Source organism: Amycolatopsis eburnea (assembly GCF_003937945.1).
Classification (GTDB): Bacteria; Actinomycetota; Actinomycetes; order Mycobacteriales; family Pseudonocardiaceae; genus Amycolatopsis; species Amycolatopsis eburnea.
This window is the reverse complement of the sequence record NZ_RSEC01000058.1, coordinates 491,303-511,363: the sequence shown is the minus strand read 5'-3', so window position 1 is coordinate 511,363 and position 20,061 is coordinate 491,303. Positions and strand designations below refer to the sequence as shown.

Here is a 20,061-nt window from a genome sequence, read left to right as displayed (position 1 = left end):
CTCCTCCCCCTCGGTGGGCTTGGGGCCACCGTGCCGGAGGGCACCGACAAAAACTCAGCCCAGCGCTTCGGCCACCGCCGTGCCGAGCCGTTCTGTGGTATCCGTGCCGCCGAGGTCGGGGGTGCGGACGCGGCCCTCGTCGAGGACCCGGTCCACGGCGGCGCGGATCGCTTGCGCGGCAACGGTTTCACCCAGGTGTTCGACCAGCATCGCGGCCGCCAGGATCTGCGCCACGGGGTTCGCGATCCCCTGTCCGGCGATGTCCGGGGCGCTCCCGTGGACCGCCTCGAACATCGACGGGGATTCACCCGATGGGTTGATGTTGCCGGACGGCGCCATGCCGAGCCCGCCCGTGATCGCGGCCGCCAGGTCGCTCAGGATGTCCCCGAAGAGGTTCGACGCCACCACGACGTCGAGCCGGTCCGGCGCCTGAACCATCCGCGCGGCCAACGCGTCCACGTGCATCCGTTCACTGCGCACATCCGGGAACTCCGCGGCCACCTCGGCGAAGATCTCGTCCCAGAACGGCATCGAGTGGATCAGGCCGTTGGACTTCGTCGCCGAGCAGACGCGCGAAGACCGCGTACGCGCCAACTCGAACGCGTACCGGATGATCCGTTCGACGCCGACGCGCGTGAAAACCGATTCCTGCAGCACGAATTCGTCCGGCCGCCCGGCGTTGTGCCGCCCGCCGATCGCCGAGTACTCCCCTTCGGAGTTCTCGCGGACGATGACCAGCTCCAGCTCCTCGGCCTTGCGCCCGGCCAGCACGGACGTCGTGCCCGGGAGCAGCCGCACCGGGCGCAGGTTGACGTACTGCTGGAACGCGCGCCGCAGCGGGATCAGCAGGCCCCACAGCGAAACGTGGTCCGGGACGCCGGGGAAGCCGACCGCGCCGAGCAGGATCCCGTCGTAGGCCGAAAGCTGCGCGACGCCGTCTTCCGGCATCATCGCGCCGAGTTGCGCGTACCGTTCGCAACTCCAGTCGAATTCGGTCCACTCCAAGGAAAAGCCGAAGCGGGCGGACACCCGGTCGAGGACCTTGCGGGCCTCGACCGTGACGTCGACACCGATCCCGTCGCCCGGGATGCTCGCCAAGCGGTAGGTCGTCACAGGGCCACCGCGATGTACTTGGTCTCCAGGAACTCCTCGATGCCGACCGTGCCGCCCTCGCGGCCGAGGCCGGACGCCTTGATCCCGCCGAACGGCGCCGCCGGGTTCGAGACGATGCCCTGGTTGAGCCCGATCATGCCGGCTTCGAGGGCCTCGGACACGCGCAGCGCGCGCTTGAGGTCGCTGGTGAAGACGTAGGAGACGAGACCGAATTCGGTGTCGTTCGCCTTCGCCACCGCCTCTTCCTCGGTGTCGAACGGGGTGATCGGCGCGACCGGCCCGAAGATCTCCTCGTGCGTCAACCGCGCCTCCTGCGGGACGTCGGTGAGCACGGTGGCCTGGTAGAAGTGACCGGGCCCGTCGACGCCGGCGCCGCCGGTGAGCACCCGCGCGCCGCGGTCGGTGGCGTCCTTGACCAGCTCCGTCACCTTGTCGACGGCCTTGTCGTCGATCAGCGGGCCGACCACGACGTCCTTCTCGGTGCCGCGGCCCATCGGCAGCGCCTGCATGCGCTCGGTCAGCCGCCGCGAAAACTCCTCGACGACGCCGCGCTGCACGTAGAACCGGTTCGCCGCGGTGCACGCCTCGCCGATGTTGCGCATCTTCGCCTGCATCGCGCCGTCGATCGCCGCGTCCATGTCGGCGTCGTCGAAGACCAGGAACGGCGCGTTGCCGCCCAGCTCCATCGATGTGCGGAGGATCTTGTCGGCGCACTGCTCCAGCAGCTTGCGGCCGACGCCGGTGGACCCGGTGAACGAGAGCTTGCGGGCCCGGCCGTCGCGGATCAGCGGTTCCATCACGCCGCCGGAGTCGCTGGTCGTGATGACGTTGAGCACGCCTTCGGGCAGCCCGGCTTCGGCGAGGATGCCGGCCAGCGCGAGCATCGACAGCGGAGTCTGCGCGGCGGGCTTGATCACCGACGTGCAGCCCGCGGCGATCGCCGGGCCGATCTTGCGGGTGCCCATCGCCATCGGGAAGTTCCACGGCGTGATCAGCAGCGTCGGGCCGACCGGCTGCTTCGTGATGAGGAACCGGCCCACGCCGTTCGGGGCGGTCGCGAAGCCGCCGTCGATGCGGACGGCCTCTTCGGCGAACCACCGGAAGAACTCCGCCGCGTAGGCGATTTCCCCCTTCGACTCCGCGAGCGGCTTGCCCATCTCGAGCGTCATGAGCAGCGCCAGCTCCTCCTGGCGCTGCATCAGCAGCTCGTACCCCCGGCGCAGGATCTCACCGCGCTCCCGCGGCGCCATCTTCGCGAAATCCGCTTGCGCGGCGACGGCGGCGTCCAGCGCGGCGAGGCCGTCCGCCGGGGAGGCGTCGGCGACCTGGCACAGCTCCTTGCCGGTGGCCGGGTCGACCACCGGGAACGTCTTCCCGGACTCGGCGGCGACCCACTTGCCGCCGATGAACAGTTCCTTGCCGACCGCGTCGACGACGCCGGACTCGGTGCTCACGCTCATCCCGACTGCTCCTCACGTGTTGTCCCGAGGGCCATGCTATGGATATTGTCAACAATCGACAACCCGCTCAACCGACCTAGGAGCACGCTGCCATGGCCCAGCTATCTCCGCTGCTCAAGCAGGCAACGCCCGTCGTGGTCGACCACGGTGAAGGGGTTTACCTCTACGACGTCGACGGCAAACGCCACCTCGACTTCACCGCCGGCATCGGCGTCACGAGCACCGGGCACTGCCACCCGCACGTCGTGCGCGCGGCGCAGGAGCAGATCGGCAAGCTCGTCCACGGGCAGTACACGACGGTGATGCACCGGCCCCTGCTCGAGCTCACCGAGCGCCTCGGCGCCGTCCTGCCGAACGGACTGGACTCGCTCTTCTACGCGAACTCGGGCAGCGAAGCCGTCGAAGCGGCGTTGCGCCTTGCGCGGCAAGCGACGAAGCGCCCGAACGTCGTCGTCATGCAGGGCGGCTTCCACGGCCGGACGGTCGCGGCGGCGTCGATGACCACGTCCGGGACGCGGTTCAGCGCCGGCATCGGCCCGCTGATGGCGGGCGTGCACGTCGCGCCGTTCCCCTACGCCTACCACTACGGCTGGGACGAGCAGACCGCGACGAAGTTCGCGCTGCGCGAGCTGGACTTCCTGTTCCAGACGGTCAGCGCGCCCAACGAGACCGCCGCGATCTTCGTCGAGCCGGTGCTCGGCGAGGGCGGCTACGTCCCGGCGAACACCGAGTTCATGGCGGGCCTGCGCGAGCGCGCCGACCGGCACGGCATCCTGCTGGTCGTCGACGAGATCCAGACCGGCTTCGGCCGCACCGGCAAGTTCTGGGGCCACGACCACTTCGACGTCTCCCCCGACATCGTGCTCATCGCGAAGGGACTGGCGAGCGGCTTCCCGCTGTCCGGCATCGCCGCTTCGCAGGAGCTGATGGCGAAGGCGTTCCCGGGATCGCAGGGCGGCACGTACGGCGGCAACGCCGTCTCGTGCGCGGCGGCGATCGCGACGCTCGAGGTCATCCAGCGGGAGAACCTGGTGGAGAACGCCGCCGAGCGCGGGCGTCAGCTGCTCGAAGGGGCGCGGGTGATCGCGGACAAGACGCCGGCGATCGGCGAGGTGCGCGGCCTCGGGCTGCTGGTCGGCTCGGAGTTCACCACTGCGGACGGCGAGCCCGACGCGGCGACGGCGGCGGCCGCGCAGCAGACCGCGTCGAAGAACGGCCTGCTGCTGCTCACCTGCGGGCCGTACATGAACGTCGTCCGCATGGTGCCGCCGCTGGTCGTCAACGCCGAGCAGGTCGACGACGCGCTGCGCATCTGGGGCGAGGTCGTCGCGTCGGTCACGGGGAGCTGAGCATGGCGCGGTACATCACGATCACGCTCGACAAGCGCGGGGTCTCCTGCCGGGCCCGGCTGCTCGACGACGAGGCGCCGCGCACCTGCAAAGCGGTGTGGGACGCGTTGCCGCAGAGCGGTTCCGCCTACCACGCGAAGTACGCGCGCAACGAGGTCTACACGCTCGTGCCGCCGTTCGCGGAGCCGAAGCCGGGGCGGGAGAACCCGACCATCACGCCGATCCCGGGCGACGTCGTGTACTTCGGCTTCGAAGCCTGGGAGATCGGCAATCCCGCGTACGGCTACGACGAAGCCAGCGAAGCACACAGCGACCAGGGCGCGACCGACCTCGCGATCTTCTACGGGCGCAACAACCTGCTGATCAACGGCGACGCGGGCTGGGTGCCCGGCAACGTGTTCGCCACGATCGAGGAGGGCCTGACCGAGATGGCGGCGGCCGCGCAAGACCTGTGGCTGCGGGGCGTGGAGGGCGAGACGCTCTCGTTCGCGCGAGCCTGATTCCCTTCTCCCCCAAGGGGACGCCGGGTGCGGATCACCGCGCCCGGCGTCCCCTTTTCCCTGCTTGGCGCCACTCGAATGGGTGATCGTCGGAATCTCACCTTTCGTGTCCGGCGATCACCGGATCGAGCTAGCCGCATACCCGGGATGCCGGATCAAGACCGGAATCACCGACAGTGATGATCGACTCGCCCGCTACCCAGAGTGGCTGACCGCCGAAATGAGCACCCCGGCGTCAAACACGAAGGGATTACGTGTTTAGAGTAGGAAGATTCCGCGATACCGGAACCGCCCGGAAACGGCTCTTTGACAGCTCGCCAGCACGGTGAAAACCTGACTCCGCTCTTACCGGAGCATCTCCAGGGAAATCATTTTGAGTCACTGAAGGAGCCATTCCATGCAGACGTTCGCCCAGCACGCGCACTACTGCCACGACATCATCTCGGGCGCGCTGGCGCACCTCGCGCACCTCATCGGCTGGCTCGTCTGATCCAGGCCCGAACCGGACGGTCAGGCCGCGGGAAACCGCGGCCTGACCGTTTTCAGCTCAGCTCACCCAGCCTCGCGAAATCGTCGTCGGAAAGCTCGATTCCTGCGGCACCGCAGTTTTCTTCGAGGTGCGCGATCGACGACGTGCCGGGAATGGGGATCACCACGGGCGAACGGCGCAGCAACCAGGCGAGGGACACCTGGGCGGGTGTCGCGCCGAGCCCGGCCGCGACCTTTCCGAGTACCCCGCCGCCCGTCGCGTGGTCACCGCGCGCGATCGGCAGCCACGGCACGAACGCGATCCCCTCGCGCTCGCAGTACGCGAGGACGTCTTCGGACGCCCGGTCGGTCAGGTTGTAGCGGTTCTGCACGCTGGCGATCGGCGCGATGGCCCGCGCCTCGGCCAGTTGCGCGACCGTCACCTCCGAAAGCCCGATCCGGGCGACCTTGCCTTCCTCCCGCAGCCGGGCGAGCGCGCCGATCTGGTCGGCGAGCGGCACCTGCGGGTCGAGCCGGTGCAGCTGCAGCAGTTCGAGGCGGTCGATACGGAGGCGTCTCAACGAAAGTTCGGCCTGCTGCCGCAGGTATTCGGGCCGGCCGAGCGGTACCCACTCACCGCGGCTCGGCCGCGCGTGCCCGCACTTCGTCGCCACGAGCAGCCCCGGGTACGGGTGCAGCGCGCGGGCGAGCAGCTCTTCGTTCAAGCCGAGGTCGTAGGCGTCGGCGGTGTCGAAGAACGTCACGCCGAGTTCGGCCGCGCGGCGGGCGACCGCCTCCGCGCCGTCGCGCGCGCGGTCCCACTCGGTGAGCCGCATGGCGCCGAAACCGAGGCGGTGCACGGAAAAGCCGTCTTCGAAGGTGTACGTCGAGGTCATGGGAGAAGCTTCGCCGCCGCCCGCGTCACCCACCAGAGATTTAGCCTGAGCTAAATCCAGGCAGGTGTAACCGGTCGATCACCGAGCGCGTCCGTAATGTGAAAAACCTTCATGGCGGCGTACCGGCGGTACGTACTACGCTGCGGTAACCACAGCAACGGCGCGGAGGAGAAACTCTCGATGGGCGACGTGGCGGCACAGCTGGCCGGGATCGTCGGGGACAAGAACCTGCTCACGGGCGAGGCGATCTCCGAGGACTACGCGCACGACGAGGCACTGACGGCGAAGCCGCAGAAGCCCGCGTACGTCGCGAAGCCGGCAACCGCCGAGGAAGTCGCGGAGCTGCTGAAAGCGGCTTCGGAGCACAACGTCCCCGTGACCGCGCGCGGCTCCGGAAGCGGCCTGTCCGGCGCCGCACGCCCTCGCGAAGACGGGCTGCTGATCTCGTTCGAGCGCATGAACGCAGTCCTGGAGGTCGACACCGGGAACCACGTCGCCGTCGTGCAGCCCGGCGTCACGCTCGCCGAACTCGACGCCAAGACCGCCGAAGCCGGGCTGAGCTACACCGTCTACCCCGGCGAGCTGAGCGCGAGCGTCGGCGGGAACGTCGGGACCAACGCCGGCGGGATGCGCGCGGTCAAGTACGGCGTCACCCGGAACAACGTGCTCGGCCTGCAAGCCGTCCTGCCCACCGGCGAGATCGTCCGGACCGGCGGCAAGACGTCGAAGATCTCCACCGGCTACGACCTCACGCAGCTGATCATCGGCTCCGAAGGCACCCTCGCGCTGGCCACCGAGATCACCGTCAAGCTGCACCCGCGGCTGACCCACGGTGCCACCGTGCTCGCTCCGTTCGGCGACTTCGGGCAGGTCATGGCAGCGGTGCCGGAGATCCTGTCCAGCGGGCTCGGGCCGCACATCCTCGAGTACATCGACAACCTGACGATGGCGGCGATCGTCTACAACGAGAAGCTCGAGCTGGGTGTACCCGACAAGATCCGCGAGACCAGCGAGGCCTACCTCGTCGTCGCGCTGGAGAACCGCGAGGCCGGCCGCCTGGCCGAAGACGTCGAGACGGTCGGCGAGCTGCTCGGCGAACTCGGCGCCACCGACGTCTACGTCCTCGAAGGCAGCGCCGCGCGCAAGCTCATCGAAGCCCGTGAGAAGGCGTTCTGGACCGCGAAGGCGGCGGGCGCCGACGACGTGATCGACGTCGTCGTGCCGCGGACGGCGATGCCGCAGTTCATCTCGAAGGCACGCGAGCTGGCGATGGCGGCCGGCGGCGGCGCGCTCGGCTGCGGGCACGCCGGCGACGGCAACGTCCACCTCGGGATCTTCTGCAAGGACGCGGACAAGCGGAAGCAGCTGCTCACCGACATCTTCGCCTACGCGATGGAACTCGGCGGCGCGATCTCCGGCGAGCACGGCCTCGGCCGCACCAAGGCGAGCTACCACCAGGAACTCGAAGACCCGGCGAAGATCGAGCTGATGCGCCGGATCAAGCAGAGCTTCGACCCCGCCGGGATCCTCAACCCCGGCGTTCTCTTCCCCGAAGGAACCGCATGAGTGAGTTGAACGGCGCCCAGTCCCTGATCCGCACGCTGGTCGACTCCGGCGTCGAGGTGTGCTTCGCGAACCCCGGCACGTCGGAGATGCACTTCGTCGCCGCGCTCGACACCGTCCCGGAGATGCGGGGCGTGCTCGCGCTGTTCGAAGGCGTCGTCACGGGTGCCGCGGACGGCTACGCGCGCATCGCGGACAAGCCGGCCGCGACGCTGCTGCACCTCGGCCCGGGCCTGGGCAACGGCCTGGCGAACCTGCACAACGCGCGGCGCGCGCACACGCCGATCGTCAACGTCGTCGGCGACCACGCGACCTACCACAAGCAGTACGACGCCCCGCTGGAGTCGGACATCGAGGCGGTCGCGGGCTCGCTGGAAGGCTGGGTGCGGCGCTCGGAACACACCAAGGACGTCGGGGCCGACGCCGCCGCCGCGGTCGCCGCGGCCCAGGACGCGCCCGGCCGCGTCGCGACGCTGATCCTGCCCGCGGACGCGTCGTGGGGTGACGGCGGCGAGACCTGCGCTCCGATCCCGCCGCGCGTGCCGCAGGCCGTCGACGTCACGACGGTCAAGGACGTCGCCGCGGTGTTCGGCACCGGAGAGCCGGTCGCGCTGCTCATCGGCGGTGGCGCGTGCCGCGAGGAGGGGCTGCGCGCGGCAAGCCGGATCGCCGCCGCGACCGGTGCGAAGACTTTCGTCGAGACGTTCCCGTCTCGTCTGGAGCGCGGCGCGGGCCTGCCGAACATCGAGCGCCTGGGCTACCTCGCCGAACAGGTCGCGTACCAGCTCGACGGGATCAAGCACCTCGTCGTCGCGGGCACGAAGGCGCCGGTGTCGTTCTTCGCCTACCCGGGTAAGGCGAGCGACCTTACGCCGGAAGGTGCGCAGGTGCACACGCTCGCGTCCGTCGGCCAGGACGTCACGCGCGCGCTGAACGAGGTCGCGGAGCTCGTCGCCGCGGACACCGAACCGGTGCTGCAGGAGCCGTCCCGGCCCGCGCTGCCGACCGGGCCGCTGACTCCGCAGAACTGGGTCGACGTCATCGGCGCGCTGCTGCCGGAGAACGCGATCATCGCCGACGAAGCCAACACGTCCGGCCTGATGCTGCCGGCGGCGACCGCGGGCGCGCCGCGCCACGACGTCCTGACGCTCACCGGCGGCGCGATCGGCTACGGCATGCCGGTCGCGACCGGCGCGGCGGTGGCGGGACGGGACCGTCCCGTCCTGAACCTGCAATCGGACGGCAGCGCGTTGTACACGATCTCGGCGCTCTGGACGCAGGCGCGCGAGAACCTGAACGTCACGACAGTGGTGCTCAACAACCGCGCGTACGCGATCCTGCGGCTGGAGCTGCAGCGCGTCGGTGCGGCGTCGGGCGGCCCGAAGGCGAACGAGCTGCTCGACCTTTCGCGCCCGGACATGGACTTCGTGAAGATCGCGGAAGGCATGGGCGTTCCCGCGACGCGGGCGACGACCGCCGAGGAGCTCGCCGAGCAGTTGCAGCGCGCCTTCGCCGAACCCGGTCCGCACCTCATCGACGCCGCGGTGCCGCCGCTGCTGTAGAACCGGACTATTCTCCCGTCACACCCTGAGCCCGGGAGCGGCGGATGAGCGAAGACGAACACGCGAAGCGGGGCATCGACCTCGAGAGACCGAACGCGGCACGCGTGTACGACTACATGATCGGCGGGAGGCTCAACTACGCCGTCGACCGGATGTTCGCCGACCAGATCCTCGGGGTGCTGCCGAACGCGCAGCACATGGCGCTGACCAACCGGGCGTGGCTGCGCCGGGCCGCGCGGTTCGGCGCGGAGCAGGGCATCCGGCAGTTCCTCGACATCGGGTCGGGCATGCCGACCGTCGGGCACGTGCACGAGGTCGTCCAGGCGGTCGATCCGGCGTCGCGGGTGGTGTACGTCGACAACGAGCCGATCGCCGTCGCGCACAGCGAAATCGTCCTCGAGAACAACGACAACGCGGCGATGGTCCAGGCCGACGCCGAGTACGCGGACGAGGTGCTGGAGCACCCGACGACCGAGGCGATGATCGACTTCAGCGAGCCGGTCATGGTCATCATGGCCGCGTTCGTGCACTTCATCCCGGACTCCCGCGACCCGGCCGGCCTGATCGGCCGCTACCGGGACGTGCTCGCGCCGGGCAGCTACCTGGCGCTGTCGTCGGGGACGTGGGAAGGGCAGGGCGAGGAGACGCAGCGCTCGGTTGCGCTGTACGAAAAGAGCGGGACGCCGTTGACGCTGCGCTCCCCCGACGAGCTGAGCGCGCTCGTGAAGGGCTTCGAGATCCTGCCGCCGGGCGTGGTGTTCACGCCGGAGTGGCGCCCGGACGAGCCGCTCGAGGACCCGCCGGAGCGCTCGGGCGGGCTGGCGCTGGTGGCGCGGAAGATCTAGGCGGCGCGGTCCGGTTATCCTCGGCCGCACACCCTGATCACGGGAGCCGCAGTGAGCGAAGACGAGTACGCCAGACGGGGTATCGACCTCGACAAGCCGAACCCCGCGCGGGTGTACGACTACATCCTCGGCGGCCAGCTGAACTACGCCGTGGACCGGATGTTCGCCGAGCAAGTGCTGACCGCGCAGCCGAACGCGCGGGAGCGGGCGCGGCTGAACCGGCAGTGGCTGCGCCGGGCCATCCGGTTCGGGATGGACCAGGGCATCCGGCAGTTCCTCGACATCGGGTCGGGCATGCCGACCGTCGGGCACGTGCACGAGGTGGCGCACGCGGTCGACCCCACCGCGCGGATCGTCTACGTCGACAACGAACCGATCGCCGTCGCGCACAGCGAGATCGTCCTCGAGGACAACGAGAACGCCGCGATGGTGCACGCCGACGCCGAGTTCCCCGATGACGTCCTCGAACACGACATCACCGAGACGATGCTGGACCTGGACCAGCCGGTGATGGTCGTGATGGCGCTGTTCGTGCACTTCATCCCGGACGAACGGGACCCGGCCCGGCTGATCGCCGCCTACCGCGACGCGCTCGCGCCCGGCAGCTACCTCGCGCTGTCGTCCGCGACGTACGAGCAGCAGAGCGACGGCACTGCCCGCGCGGTCGCGATGTACCAGAAGAGCGCGAACCCCGTGACCCCGCGCTCGGCCGACGAACTGCGCGCGCTGGTCGACGGCTTCGAGATCCTCGACCCGGGCGTCGTGTTCATCCCCGAGTGGCGGCCGGACGACCCCGCGGACGTGCCGGCCGACCCGGCCGAGTGCGGCGGGCTGGCGCTGGTGGCGCGCAAGAACTAGGCGGGGACCAGCTCCGGCGCGGTGCGCGTCTTCGGCACCAGCCCGGCGAGCAGCACGCCGGTCAGCGCGGCGAGCGCGGCCACCGCGAACGTGGCCCGGAAACCGAACAGCGACGGCACCGCGAGCCCGCCGACGGTGATCGTCAGCTGGGCCAGCATCGCGGCCATCACCGCGCTGGAGACCGCCGTGCCGACCGAGCGCATCAGGGAGTTCAGGCCGTTCGCCGACGCCGTTTCGGTGACCGGCACCGAACCCATGATCAACGCGGGCATCGCCGCGTACGCGATGCCGACGCCCGCGCCGATGATCACCGACGCCGTGATCAGCTCGAAGGCGTTGCCCATCAGCAGGATCGCGAACACGTACCCGGCGGCGATCACCAGCGCGCCGGTCATCAGGGTCGGGCGCGGGCCGAAGCGGGTGATGAGCCGTGCCGAGACGGGCGACAGCAGCATCATCACGAGGCCGTTCGGCGCCAGGGACAGCCCGGACTGCACCATCGTCTGGCCCAGGCCGTACCCGGTCGACGCCGACGCCTGCAGCAGCTGCGGGAACGACAACGCCATGGCGTACATCGAGAACCCGACCATGATCGACGCGAGGTTCGTGAACAGCACCGGGCGGCGCGCGGACACCCGCAGGTCGACGAGCGGGTCGCGCCGGCGCAGCTGGTAGGTGCCCCAGGCGAGCAGCACGACGACGGCCGCCGCGGCGAACCCCAGCGTCGGCGTGCTGGTCCAGCCCCAGGCGGCTCCCTTCACCACCGGCAGCAGCAGGCAGACCAGACCCGCGGCGAGCCCGAAGGCGCCGAAGTAGTCGAACGGCGCGGGGGTGCGCAGCGGCGACTCCGGGACGAACTTGAGGATCAGCAGCGCGAAGAAGAGCCCGAGGCCGGCGGCCATCCAGAACAGCACGTGCCAGTCGGCGTTCTCGGCGACGACGGCCGCGACCGGCAGCCCGATCGCGCCGCCCACCCCGAGCGTCGCGCTCATCAGCGAGATCGCGCCGCCGACGCGTTCGGGCGGGAGCTCGTCGCGCATGATGCTGATGCCGAGCGGGATCACGCCCATCGCGCAGCCCTGCAGCCCGCGCCCGATGATGTGGAACGCGAGCGCGCTCGTCGTCGCGGACACGACCGAGCCGGCGATGAGCAGCGCGAGGCTGACCAGGATCATCCGCCGCTTGCCGTAGAGGTCGCCGAGCCGCCCGCTGACCGGGGTGATGACGGCGGCGGCCAGCAGCGTCACGGTGACCACCCAGGACGCGTCGGCGGGCGAGGCGTTCAGCAGCCGCGGGAAGACCGGGATCAGCGGCACGACCAGCGTCTGCATGAACGACGCGACGAGCCCGCACGAAGCGAGCACGACGACGATCGCGCGGCCGGACCGCTCGGGACGGGACACCAGCACCCCCACGGTGTGTAGTTAGTTCGCATCATGCAACTTCATGCACTGTACCTACGGGGTGGCGGGTTTCCGTCCGAGTGGCGGTTTCGTCACAGCCAGGTGCGCACGCCTCCGTGTCCGGAGCAGGTCCCGAGCGGTGCTGGCCCCGCGTCCTTCGGCAGCACCGAGCCGACGCCACAGCCCGCGACCAGCAGGACGGCGGCCACGATCAACTCCAGTTACGCCGCCTAAACTCGGCGCATGTCCTGGTTGCGGCGCTACGCGGCCGAGCTCGCGGTCACCGTCGCCGTGCTCGTCGGCTCGCTCTTCGCCGTCCTGAACGACGGCGCCAAGCCGCCGCACCACGCCGCGATCGGGTGGGTGCTGACCGTCCTCTGCTGCGCCGCGCTGTTCTTCCGCCGGACGTACCCGCTGAGCGTCGCCGGGTTAACGCTCGTTTGCTGCGCGCTCTACTACCCGCTGACCGATCCGGACGGGCTCGTTCTCCTCGCCTTCGCGTACGCGCTCTTCGCCGCCGCCGCGGCCGGGCGGATCCGCGGCGCCGCGCTGCTCGCCGTCGCCGCGATGGCCGGAGTCGCGGTCGGGGAGATCAGCTCGCGGACCGGCCGGCACGTCGACAACTTCGCGTTCTTCCTCATGACCGGCTGGTTCGTCGCGCTGGTCGCGGGCGGCGCCGTCGCGCACTACCGGGCCGAGGCCGAGCGGACGAAGGAAGCCGAAGCGCGGGCGCGGGCCACCGACGAGCGGCTCCGGATCGCGCGCGAGCTGCACGACGTCCTGGGCCACCACCTCGCGCTGATCAACGTCCAGGCCGGCGCCGCGCTGCACCGCCGGGACCCCGTGCAGGCCGAAGAAGCCCTAGGAACCATCAAAGACGCCAGCAAGACCGCACTCCAGGAGTTGCGCGCGACGCTCGGCATGCTCCGGACCGCACGCCCCGCGCTGGACCGGGTCGCGGAGCTGGCCGAGTCGGTCGGTGCGTCCGGGCTGACCGTGCGCACCGAGATCGACGGCGTCGCCCGGGAACTGCCGCCGGACGTCGAGCACGCCGCGTTCCGCGTGGTGCAGGAGGCGCTGACCAACGTCGCCAAGCACGCCGGCGCGAAGACCGTCGTCGTACGGCTCGGGTACCGCGCCGACGAGCTGTCCGTGCAGGTCGACGACGACGGCCGCGGCGGGGACGCGCCGCCCGGGAACGGGATCCGCGGAATGGCCGAGCGGACCCGCGCCTTGGGCGGCGAAGTGACGGCCGCGCCGCGCGAAGGCGGCGGTTACCGGGTGCGCGCACGGCTGCCGGTGCGATGATGGGCCGATGATCCGGGTCCTGCTCGTCGACGACCAGCGGCTGGTGCGGGCCGGCTTCCGGTCCATTTTGGACGGCGAGGACGACATCACCGTCGTTGCCGAAGCCGCGGACGGCCGCGAGGCGCTGCAGGCCGCGCACGAGCACCGTCCGGACGTCGTGCTGATGGACATCCGCATGCCGGTGCTCGACGGCCTGGCCGCGACGCGGCACCTCCTCGAAGACCCGGCCGTACACTGTAAGGTCGTCATCCTTACGACGTTCGACCTCGACGAGGACGTCTACGGCGCCCTGCGCGCGGGCGCGAGCGGGTTCCTGGTCAAGGACACCGAGCCCGAGGAGCTGATCCACGCGGTGCGCGTGGTGGCCCGCGGTGACGCGCTGCTGGCACCGTCGATCACGCGGCGGCTGATCTCGGAGTTCGCTTCGCGCGGCACGCGTCCGTCGCCGCCGCCGGCGCTGGACCGGCTCACCGACCGCGAACGCGAAGTGCTGTCCCTGGTCGCGGCGGGTCTGTCGAACGACGAAATCGCGCGCGAGCTCACGCTCAGCCCGGCGACGGCGAAGACCCACGTCAGCCGCATCATGACCAAGACCGGCGCGCGCGACCGGGCGCAGCTCGTCGTGCTCGCCTACGAGTCCGGCGCCGTGACGCCCCGCTGGGTGAACCCCTGATCCGTACTCCCCCGGGAGTACGGGACGAGCCTTAAGGGACTCCGCCGGGAGCAGCGCAAGTGTCCTCCCGTGCTCGACGCGGAGCAGGCCCCCGGACGCGAATCCTTGTCCACCATGGACACCATCACTCGCCCCACCGGGGGAAGCCTGGCGAAGCTGGCCGGCTGGGCGCAGCGCCACCGGTGGCTCGCCGTCGCGCTCTGGGCGCTGCTCCTCATCGGCGTCACGTTCACCTCGCGGCTCACCGGAGCCGCGTTCCACGACGACAACTCGCTGCCCGGAACCGAGTCCCAGCAAGTCGTCGACCTGCTGCGGAACACGGCGCAATCGGACACGAGCGCGCAGATCGTGTTCCGGGACGACAACGGGCTCGAGACGCGGCGCGGCGCAATCGACGCTGTTCTGGCCGATGTCCGATTGCAGCCGCACGTCCGGTCGGTGACCGGGCCGTTCGACACGCTGTCGGCCGACGGCCGGATCGGCTACGCGACCGTCGCGTTCGACGCGGCCTCGGCCGACCTGCCCTACGACGACATCGTGAAGTTCGCCGGCGTCGTCGAACGCAGTCCCGTCGAGGCCGCGCTCGCCGGGGAGCCCATCGAGCGCATCTCCGGCGGCGGCGGGCCCGCGGAAGGCGTCGGGCTACTCGCCGCGCTGGTCATCCTCGTGTTCCTGTTCCGCTCGCTGCTCGCGGCCGGGCTGCCGGTCATCACCGCGGTGTTCGCCGTCGGCAGCACGCTCGGCGTGATCACGGTCGTCTCGCACTACGTCGACATCGCGAGCTACACCTCACCGCTGATGATGCTGGTCGGCTTCGGCGTGGGCGTCGACTACGCGCTGCTCGTCTTCTCCCGCTACCGCACAGAGATCCTGAACGGCCTCGACCGCGAAGCGGCGGCGAGACGCGCACTCGACACCGCCGGGCGCTCGGTGCTGTTCGCCGGGACGACGGTCATCATCGCGCTGCTCGGCCTGCTCGCGCTCGGGCTCGGCGGGCTTCGCGGCGTCGCGCTGTCGGTCGCGCTGACCGTCCTGATGACGATGCTCGCGTCGGTGACGCTGCTCCCGGCGCTGCTTTCGCTGTTCGGGAAGCGGCTCGAACGCGGGATCCGGCGGCACGCGGAGAAGCGCGAGCACGGACGGGCGTGGCGCCGGCTCGCGGACCGCGTCCAGCGCCGGCCCGCGGCACCGCTGGCGATCGGCCTGCTGCTCCTCGTCGGACTGTCCATCCCGGCGCTGGGGATGCGGCTCGGGTTCGCCGACGCGAGCACCGACCCCGCCGGATCCACCACGCGCAAGGCGTACGACCTGCTGGCGGAGGGCTTCGGCCCGGGCTTCAGCGGCCCTCTCGCGGTTGTCGCCGAAGCAGGCGACGCCGTCGCGCTGCAGCAACGGCTGGCGTCGACGCCGGGGATCGCTCGCGCGCTACCCCCGATGGGCCGGACGGTCATCACCTTCCCGACGACGTCACCGCAGGACGCGGCGACCGCCGAGCTGGTGACGCGACTGCGGACCGAGGTCCTGCCGGCGCTCCCGGGGCACTACCTGGTCGGCGGGCAGGTCGCGGCCGCGACGGACTTCGCGGACGCCGTCGCTGCCCGGCTGCCGCTGTTCGTGCTGGTCGTCGTCGGGTTGTCCGCGCTGCTGCTGATGGTCGTGTTCCGGTCGGTGCTCATCCCGCTCAAGGCGGCGCTGCTGAACCTGCTGAGCATCGGCGCTTCGCTCGGCGTGATGACGCTGGTGTTCGGCGACGGCTGGTTCGGCGCGCAGTCCGGTCCGATCGAGGCCTTCGTGCCGGTGATGATCTTCGCGATCGTGTTCGGGCTGTCCATGGACTACGAGGTGTTCCTGGTGTCGCGGATGCACGAGGAGTGGCGGCGCACCGGCGACGCGCGGCTCGCGGTGCGCGAAGGGCTCGCCGCGACCGGCGGCGTGATCACCGCGGCCGGCGCGATCATGGTGCTGGTGTTCGGGGCGTTCCTGCTCGACCCGTCGCGGATGCTGGCGCAGTTCGGTCTCGGCCTCGCGGTCGCGGTGCTGCTGGACGCGCTGGTGATCCGCTGCCTGGTCGTGCCGGCGATCATGCGGCTGCTCGGCGAGCGGGCCTGGTGGTTGCCGAAGTGGCTGGACCGGCGGCTCCCGCACCTCGCGCTCGAGCCTTAGGCCCGCAAGCGCCGCGCGACGGTGTACGCCAGCTGCCGGGCCGGGGCGCACAACCGGTCCGGTGGCTCGTCGCTCTTCTCGACGTCGACGAGCACGAGTTCGTCGGTCAGCACGTGGTTCAGGTCGGTGTACTGGCGGTAGACGATGGAGACCGTGCAGCTGGTGTCGCTGCGCTTCGCGGCTCGCACCCGCGCCGCGAAGCCGGACAGCTCGACCGGTGTGCCGTCGAGTTCTTCGGCGTCGGTCCGGTCGAAGAGCACCTTCACCACCCCGGGCCGGTCGGTGTAGTCCCAGTCGCAGCCCCAGTTCCCGAAGTCCGGCGTCCGCTCCAGCGGCCCGGCGCCGACGGCGGCCGTCACCGCGGTGCCGTCCATCAGCGCGCAGGCGTCCTTCCCGGCGAGCGATCCGGCGGGCAGCTCGCGCCGCGCGATCTCGCCCTGCCGGAGCTTCAGCAGAGCGCTCGCCAGGACCGTCTCGGTCATCCCGCACAGGTCGATCGGCCGCTCGCCGGTCTCGCGAGCCTGGAAGATCACCTGTTCGTCGTCCGGCAGGAGCACCAGCCGGACGCAGTTGTCCGGCCGCGCGGGCGGGCGCTGGATCCCCAGCGTCGCTTCCCGCTGCACCGGCAGGCTCGGGTCGGAGCCGCCCTTCGCGAACTCGACCCGGACGTCGACGAACTGCGTGCGGTCCTGCGTCAGGTACACGAGCGCGTCGCAGCGGCTGAAGTTGCCGTAGTCCTCGGACGTCTCGACCGTCCCGTAGGCGGTCAGCGCCTCGGCGTACGTCAGCGCGCACGGGTCGGCGGTGCGCGGGTCGCCCAGGAACGTGTCGTCGCCGGGCCACAGGACGACCGCGGCGGCGACGACGAGCGCGGCCGCGATCGCCACGCCCAGCCACCGCACCCAGGTCCGGCGGGCCAGCGGCGGGTAGGGGTCGTCCGGACGGGCGATCCAGGCGGTTTCGCGGGTCTCCTTGACCTTCACCTTGACCCGCCGGTAGGTGTCGGCCTTCGCGTGCGCGCTCTGTTTCACCACCTCTTCGAAAAACCATTTGGACATGACGAGCGCCAGCACGCCGTCCGATTTGGCGAGTGCTTTCTTCAGCACCTTCGCGTCGAGCAGCCGATAGGCCTTGATGATCGCCCGCGACGCCACTCCGTGCTCGTCGTAGGCGATTTCGCCGGCGTGCAGGGCGACCCGCACGCGGATCTGCGCCTGCTTCGGGTGCCGGGCGTTGTGCGCACGCACGGCCTCCGCGAGCGCGGTCGGAAACCGCTCCACGAAAGCGGATTTGGGCACGGTGGCGGGCACGAGGACGAACACGCCGTCCCCCGCGTCGTCGAGCCGTGACTCCTGCCAGGGCAGGCCGCAGTCGAGAAAGGCCTTTTCCAATGCCTCGTACAGACCGCTCCGCAACGCGAGCAGGTCGGGTGTCGTTCTCTCCGCGGCGCCGTACTTTTCGACGTCGATCAAGAAGATCGTTCTGTGAACGGGCGAAACCACCCCGCAGACCGTACCCGCGTCAGCGGTAAACCCGATCGGGTGATCAGCGCCCCCAGGCCGTCGGTGTCTCGGACAAGCGGAATTCCAGCGTGCCACCCGTGCGCAGGAATGACGCGTCGAGTTTCCAGTCGCGTTGCGGGCGCCCGCCGCGCCGGACGTCGGCGACGTACTTCCCGCTCCCGGACGTCGTGATCCGGATCGGCGCCCCGCCCGCCGGCCGCACGACGGCGGTCGCGAACAGCGGGCTCGACAGCAGCAGCTCGCCCGTGCCGGGCGTGCGCGGGTAGATCCCGAGCGCGGCGAAGACGTACCAGGCGGACATCGTGCCGAGGTCGTCGTTGCCGGGCAGGCCGGCCGGGCCGGTCGTGTAGACCGAGTTCACCAGCTGCCGGACGGTCTCCTGCGTCTTCGCCGGCTGCCCGAGCTCGTTGTACAACCACGGCGCGTGGATGTCGGGCTCGTTCGTCGGGTCGTACTTGAGCGGTCCGCCGCCTTTGAGCTGCCAGTTGCCGTTTGCGTCGTGGAAGAACCCGTCGAGCCGGGTGACCGCGTTCGCCTTGCCGCCCATCGCGTCGGCGAGGCCGGAAACGTCCTGCGGGATCATCCACGTGTAGGCCGCCGCGCTGCCCTGCGCGAACCCGCGGTCGCTCGCCGGGTCGAACGGCGTCACCCAGCTGCCGTCGAGATTGCGCGCCTGCGCGTAGCCGGTCTCCGGGTTGAAGACGTTCCGCCAGTACGCGCCGCGTGCGCGCAGCTCCGCGGCTTCGCCGGTCCGCCCGAGCTGTTCCGCCCAATGTCCGATTGCGGAGTCCGCGACGGCGTCTTCGAGCGTCTCGGCGGCGCCACCCCAGCAGTGGCAGACGTCGTTCGGCGCGTAGTGCGACGTGACGTACTGCGTAAGGTTCGGCCGCTGGCCGACGCACTGACCGGGACAGCCGCCGTCCTGCAGACCTTCGGGCCGCGGGACGGTCGCCTGCCGGTACAGCGAGTCGAACGCGCCGCGGTAGTCGAAGTTGCGGACGCCCATGGCGTAGAACGTCGCGAGCGTCGCCGCCGATGGGTCGCCGGTCATCACGTGCGTCGCGCCGTTGATGTGCACCCAGCGGTCCCAGACGCCGTCGTTCTGCTTCGCGTAGTTGTAGAGCGACTGCGCGAAGTTGCCGGCGACGCGCGGTTCGAGCAGCGCCAGCAGCTGGATCTGGGCGCGGTACTGGTCCCAGCCGGAGAAGTTGGAGTACTGCGCGTCCTGTCCCGGTTCGACGCGGTGGACCTGCCGATCCATCCCGAGGTACCGGCCGTCGACATCGCTGACGAGGTTGGGCTGCTGGAGGCTGTGGTAGAGCGCGGTGGTGAAGACGATCCGCTGGCCGGCGGTGCCGCCGCCGACGTCGATGCGGCTCAGCTCGGTGTTCCACGCGCGCTTCGTCGCGCCGGCGACGCTGTCCACGGTGGACTTCGGCGGCTGCTCCGCGCGCAGGTTGCGTTCGGCGCCCTCGAGGGAGACGTACGAGATCGCGATCCGCATGGTGACCTTGCTGCCGGGCGCGAAGGTGACGTATCCGCCCGAGCCGCGTCCCGCGCGGTCCTTGCCCGTCGCGTAGCCCTCGCCGCCGGTCTGGTCGAGACCGCCGGGCTGCAGCGTCGCGTCCTTCCACGTCCCGGTGCCGGTGAAGGGCTGGTCGAACCGCGCGGTGAAGTACAGGCGGTAGTAGGACTTGCGGTTGTTCACCCCGCCGTTCGCGCGGCGTCCGCAGAACGCCCCGGTCAGCACCGAGCCGGTGACCTGGCGGTTCGCCGGGTCGAGGTGCGTTTCGGCGTCCTCGCTGCCGTTGAGCGAGTTCGACGTGCGGAACAGCAGGCTGGCGGGCTTGCCCGCCGGGTAGGCCAGCGTGCCGATCGCGGTTCGTTCGGTCGCCGCGACGTCGGTCGTGACGCCGTTGGCCAGGCCGAGACGGTACCGTCCCGGCGACGCGCTCTCGTCGGCGTGGCTGAAGTTGCTCGCGTACACCGCGTCAGTCGTGTCCGCGGTCGGCGAGGAGGTGACGTCGCCGGTGAACGGCAGGATCGGCACGTCGCCGGCGGCGCCGGGGTTGCAGCCGGCGCCATTAACGTGCGTTAACGCGAAGCCGCGGAGGCGGGTGGTGTCGTACTGGTACCCGTTGGCGGCGCCGGTCGATGTCTGGTCGCCGCGCGTGCTGGTCGGGCTCCAGGAGAGCATCCCGAACGGCGCGACCGCGCCGGGATAGGTGTTGCCGTCCCCGGCGGAGCCGATCAGCGGGTCGACGAAGTCGGCGGGACTCAGGTCGGCGGCGGCTGACATCGTTGTCAACGCGGAGGCGAACAGGGCGGTGGCGAGCGTCACCGTCAGGGAACGGCGCATGGGCGGAGGTTAACCCGC

15 protein-coding genes are annotated in these 20,061 nt (G+C 70.6%); 9 read left to right on the top strand and 6 right to left on the bottom strand.

Annotated elements, in window-relative coordinates; translation table 11 throughout:
• Positions 1–54 precede the first annotated feature (54 nt).
• Both EIY87_RS27740 and EIY87_RS27735 read right to left on the bottom strand, forming a co-directional pair.
• A complete protein-coding gene (locus EIY87_RS27740; protein ID WP_125312797.1) occupies positions 55–1,113 on the bottom strand; it encodes a tartrate dehydrogenase in 1,059 nt (352 codons plus the stop codon).
• Positions 1,110–2,573: an NAD-dependent succinate-semialdehyde dehydrogenase gene (locus tag EIY87_RS27735; RefSeq protein WP_125312796.1), complete on the bottom strand. Its 1,464-nt coding sequence runs from the start codon at positions 2,571–2,573 to the stop codon at positions 1,110–1,112. The genes EIY87_RS27740 and EIY87_RS27735 overlap by 4 nt, the downstream gene beginning before the upstream one ends.
• A gap of 92 nt (positions 2,574–2,665) precedes the next feature.
• On the opposite strand from EIY87_RS27735, the gene EIY87_RS27730 reads away from it, so the two are divergent.
• Together EIY87_RS27730 and EIY87_RS27725 are read left to right on the top strand one after the other, a co-directional pair.
• Positions 2,666–3,922 (top strand): aspartate aminotransferase family protein, encoded by a 1,257-nt coding sequence (locus tag EIY87_RS27730; RefSeq protein ID WP_125312795.1) that lies wholly within the window; start codon positions 2,666–2,668, stop codon positions 3,920–3,922.
• A gap of 2 nt (positions 3,923–3,924) precedes the next feature.
• Entirely contained in the window at positions 3,925–4,422 is a 498-nt protein-coding gene (locus tag EIY87_RS27725) for a DUF3830 family protein (protein WP_125312794.1), read from the top strand.
• A 542-nt stretch (positions 4,423–4,964) separates the two neighbouring features.
• Here the strand turns inward: EIY87_RS27725 and EIY87_RS27720 are convergent.
• Positions 4,965–5,786, bottom strand: coding sequence for an aldo/keto reductase (locus tag EIY87_RS27720; protein WP_125312793.1), 822 nt, complete (start codon positions 5,784–5,786; stop codon positions 4,965–4,967).
• A 180-nt stretch (positions 5,787–5,966) separates the two neighbouring features.
• On the opposite strand from EIY87_RS27720, the gene EIY87_RS27715 reads away from it, so the two are divergent.
• From EIY87_RS27715 to EIY87_RS27700, 4 genes are read left to right on the top strand one after another with little or no spacing between them, the layout of a single operon-like run.
• Positions 5,967–7,352, top strand: coding sequence for an FAD-binding oxidoreductase (locus tag EIY87_RS27715; RefSeq protein WP_125312792.1), 1,386 nt, complete (start codon positions 5,967–5,969; stop codon positions 7,350–7,352).
• Positions 7,349–8,911: an acetolactate synthase large subunit gene (locus EIY87_RS27710; protein ID WP_125312791.1), complete on the top strand. Its 1,563-nt coding sequence runs from the start codon at positions 7,349–7,351 to the stop codon at positions 8,909–8,911. The genes EIY87_RS27715 and EIY87_RS27710 overlap by 4 nt, the downstream gene beginning before the upstream one ends.
• A gap of 44 nt (positions 8,912–8,955) precedes the next feature.
• Positions 8,956–9,756 carry an SAM-dependent methyltransferase gene (locus tag EIY87_RS27705; protein WP_125312790.1) on the top strand — a complete coding sequence of 267 codons (801 nt, stop codon included), beginning with the start codon at positions 8,956–8,958 and terminating at the stop codon, positions 9,754–9,756.
• A gap of 51 nt (positions 9,757–9,807) precedes the next feature.
• A complete protein-coding gene (locus EIY87_RS27700) occupies positions 9,808–10,614 on the top strand; it encodes an SAM-dependent methyltransferase (protein ID WP_125312789.1) in 807 nt (268 codons plus the stop codon).
• Here EIY87_RS27700 and EIY87_RS27695 read toward each other — a convergent pair.
• Positions 10,611–12,023 (bottom strand): MFS transporter, encoded by a 1,413-nt coding sequence (locus tag EIY87_RS27695; RefSeq protein WP_125313560.1) that lies wholly within the window; start codon positions 12,021–12,023, stop codon positions 10,611–10,613. The two genes, EIY87_RS27700 and EIY87_RS27695, sit on opposite strands and share 4 nt — an antisense overlap.
• A gap of 237 nt (positions 12,024–12,260) precedes the next feature.
• On the opposite strand from EIY87_RS27695, the gene EIY87_RS27690 reads away from it, so the two are divergent.
• From EIY87_RS27690 to EIY87_RS27680, 3 genes are all read left to right on the top strand, one after another.
• Complete coding sequence (locus EIY87_RS27690) at positions 12,261–13,325, top strand: sensor histidine kinase (protein ID WP_125312788.1); 1,065 nt, start codon at positions 12,261–12,263, stop codon at positions 13,323–13,325.
• 7 nt (positions 13,326–13,332) lie between these two features.
• Entirely contained in the window at positions 13,333–13,998 is a 666-nt protein-coding gene (locus EIY87_RS27685) for a response regulator (protein WP_125312787.1), read from the top strand.
• 114 nt (positions 13,999–14,112) lie between these two features.
• Positions 14,113–16,161, top strand: a complete 2,049-nt coding sequence (locus tag EIY87_RS27680) for an MMPL family transporter (RefSeq protein ID WP_125312786.1) — start codon at positions 14,113–14,115, stop codon at positions 16,159–16,161.
• On the opposite strand, the gene EIY87_RS27675 is transcribed toward EIY87_RS27680, so the two are convergent.
• The gene (locus EIY87_RS27675; RefSeq protein WP_125312785.1) at positions 16,158–17,633 is read right to left on the bottom strand and encodes a hypothetical protein; all 1,476 of its coding nucleotides are present in this window, start codon (positions 17,631–17,633) and stop codon (positions 16,158–16,160) included. The two genes, EIY87_RS27680 and EIY87_RS27675, sit on opposite strands and share 4 nt — an antisense overlap.
• 73 nt (positions 17,634–17,706) lie before the next feature.
• Complete coding sequence (locus EIY87_RS27670) at positions 17,707–20,043, bottom strand: GH92 family glycosyl hydrolase (protein ID WP_125312784.1); 2,337 nt, start codon at positions 20,041–20,043, stop codon at positions 17,707–17,709.
• Positions 20,044–20,061 lie beyond the last annotated feature (18 nt).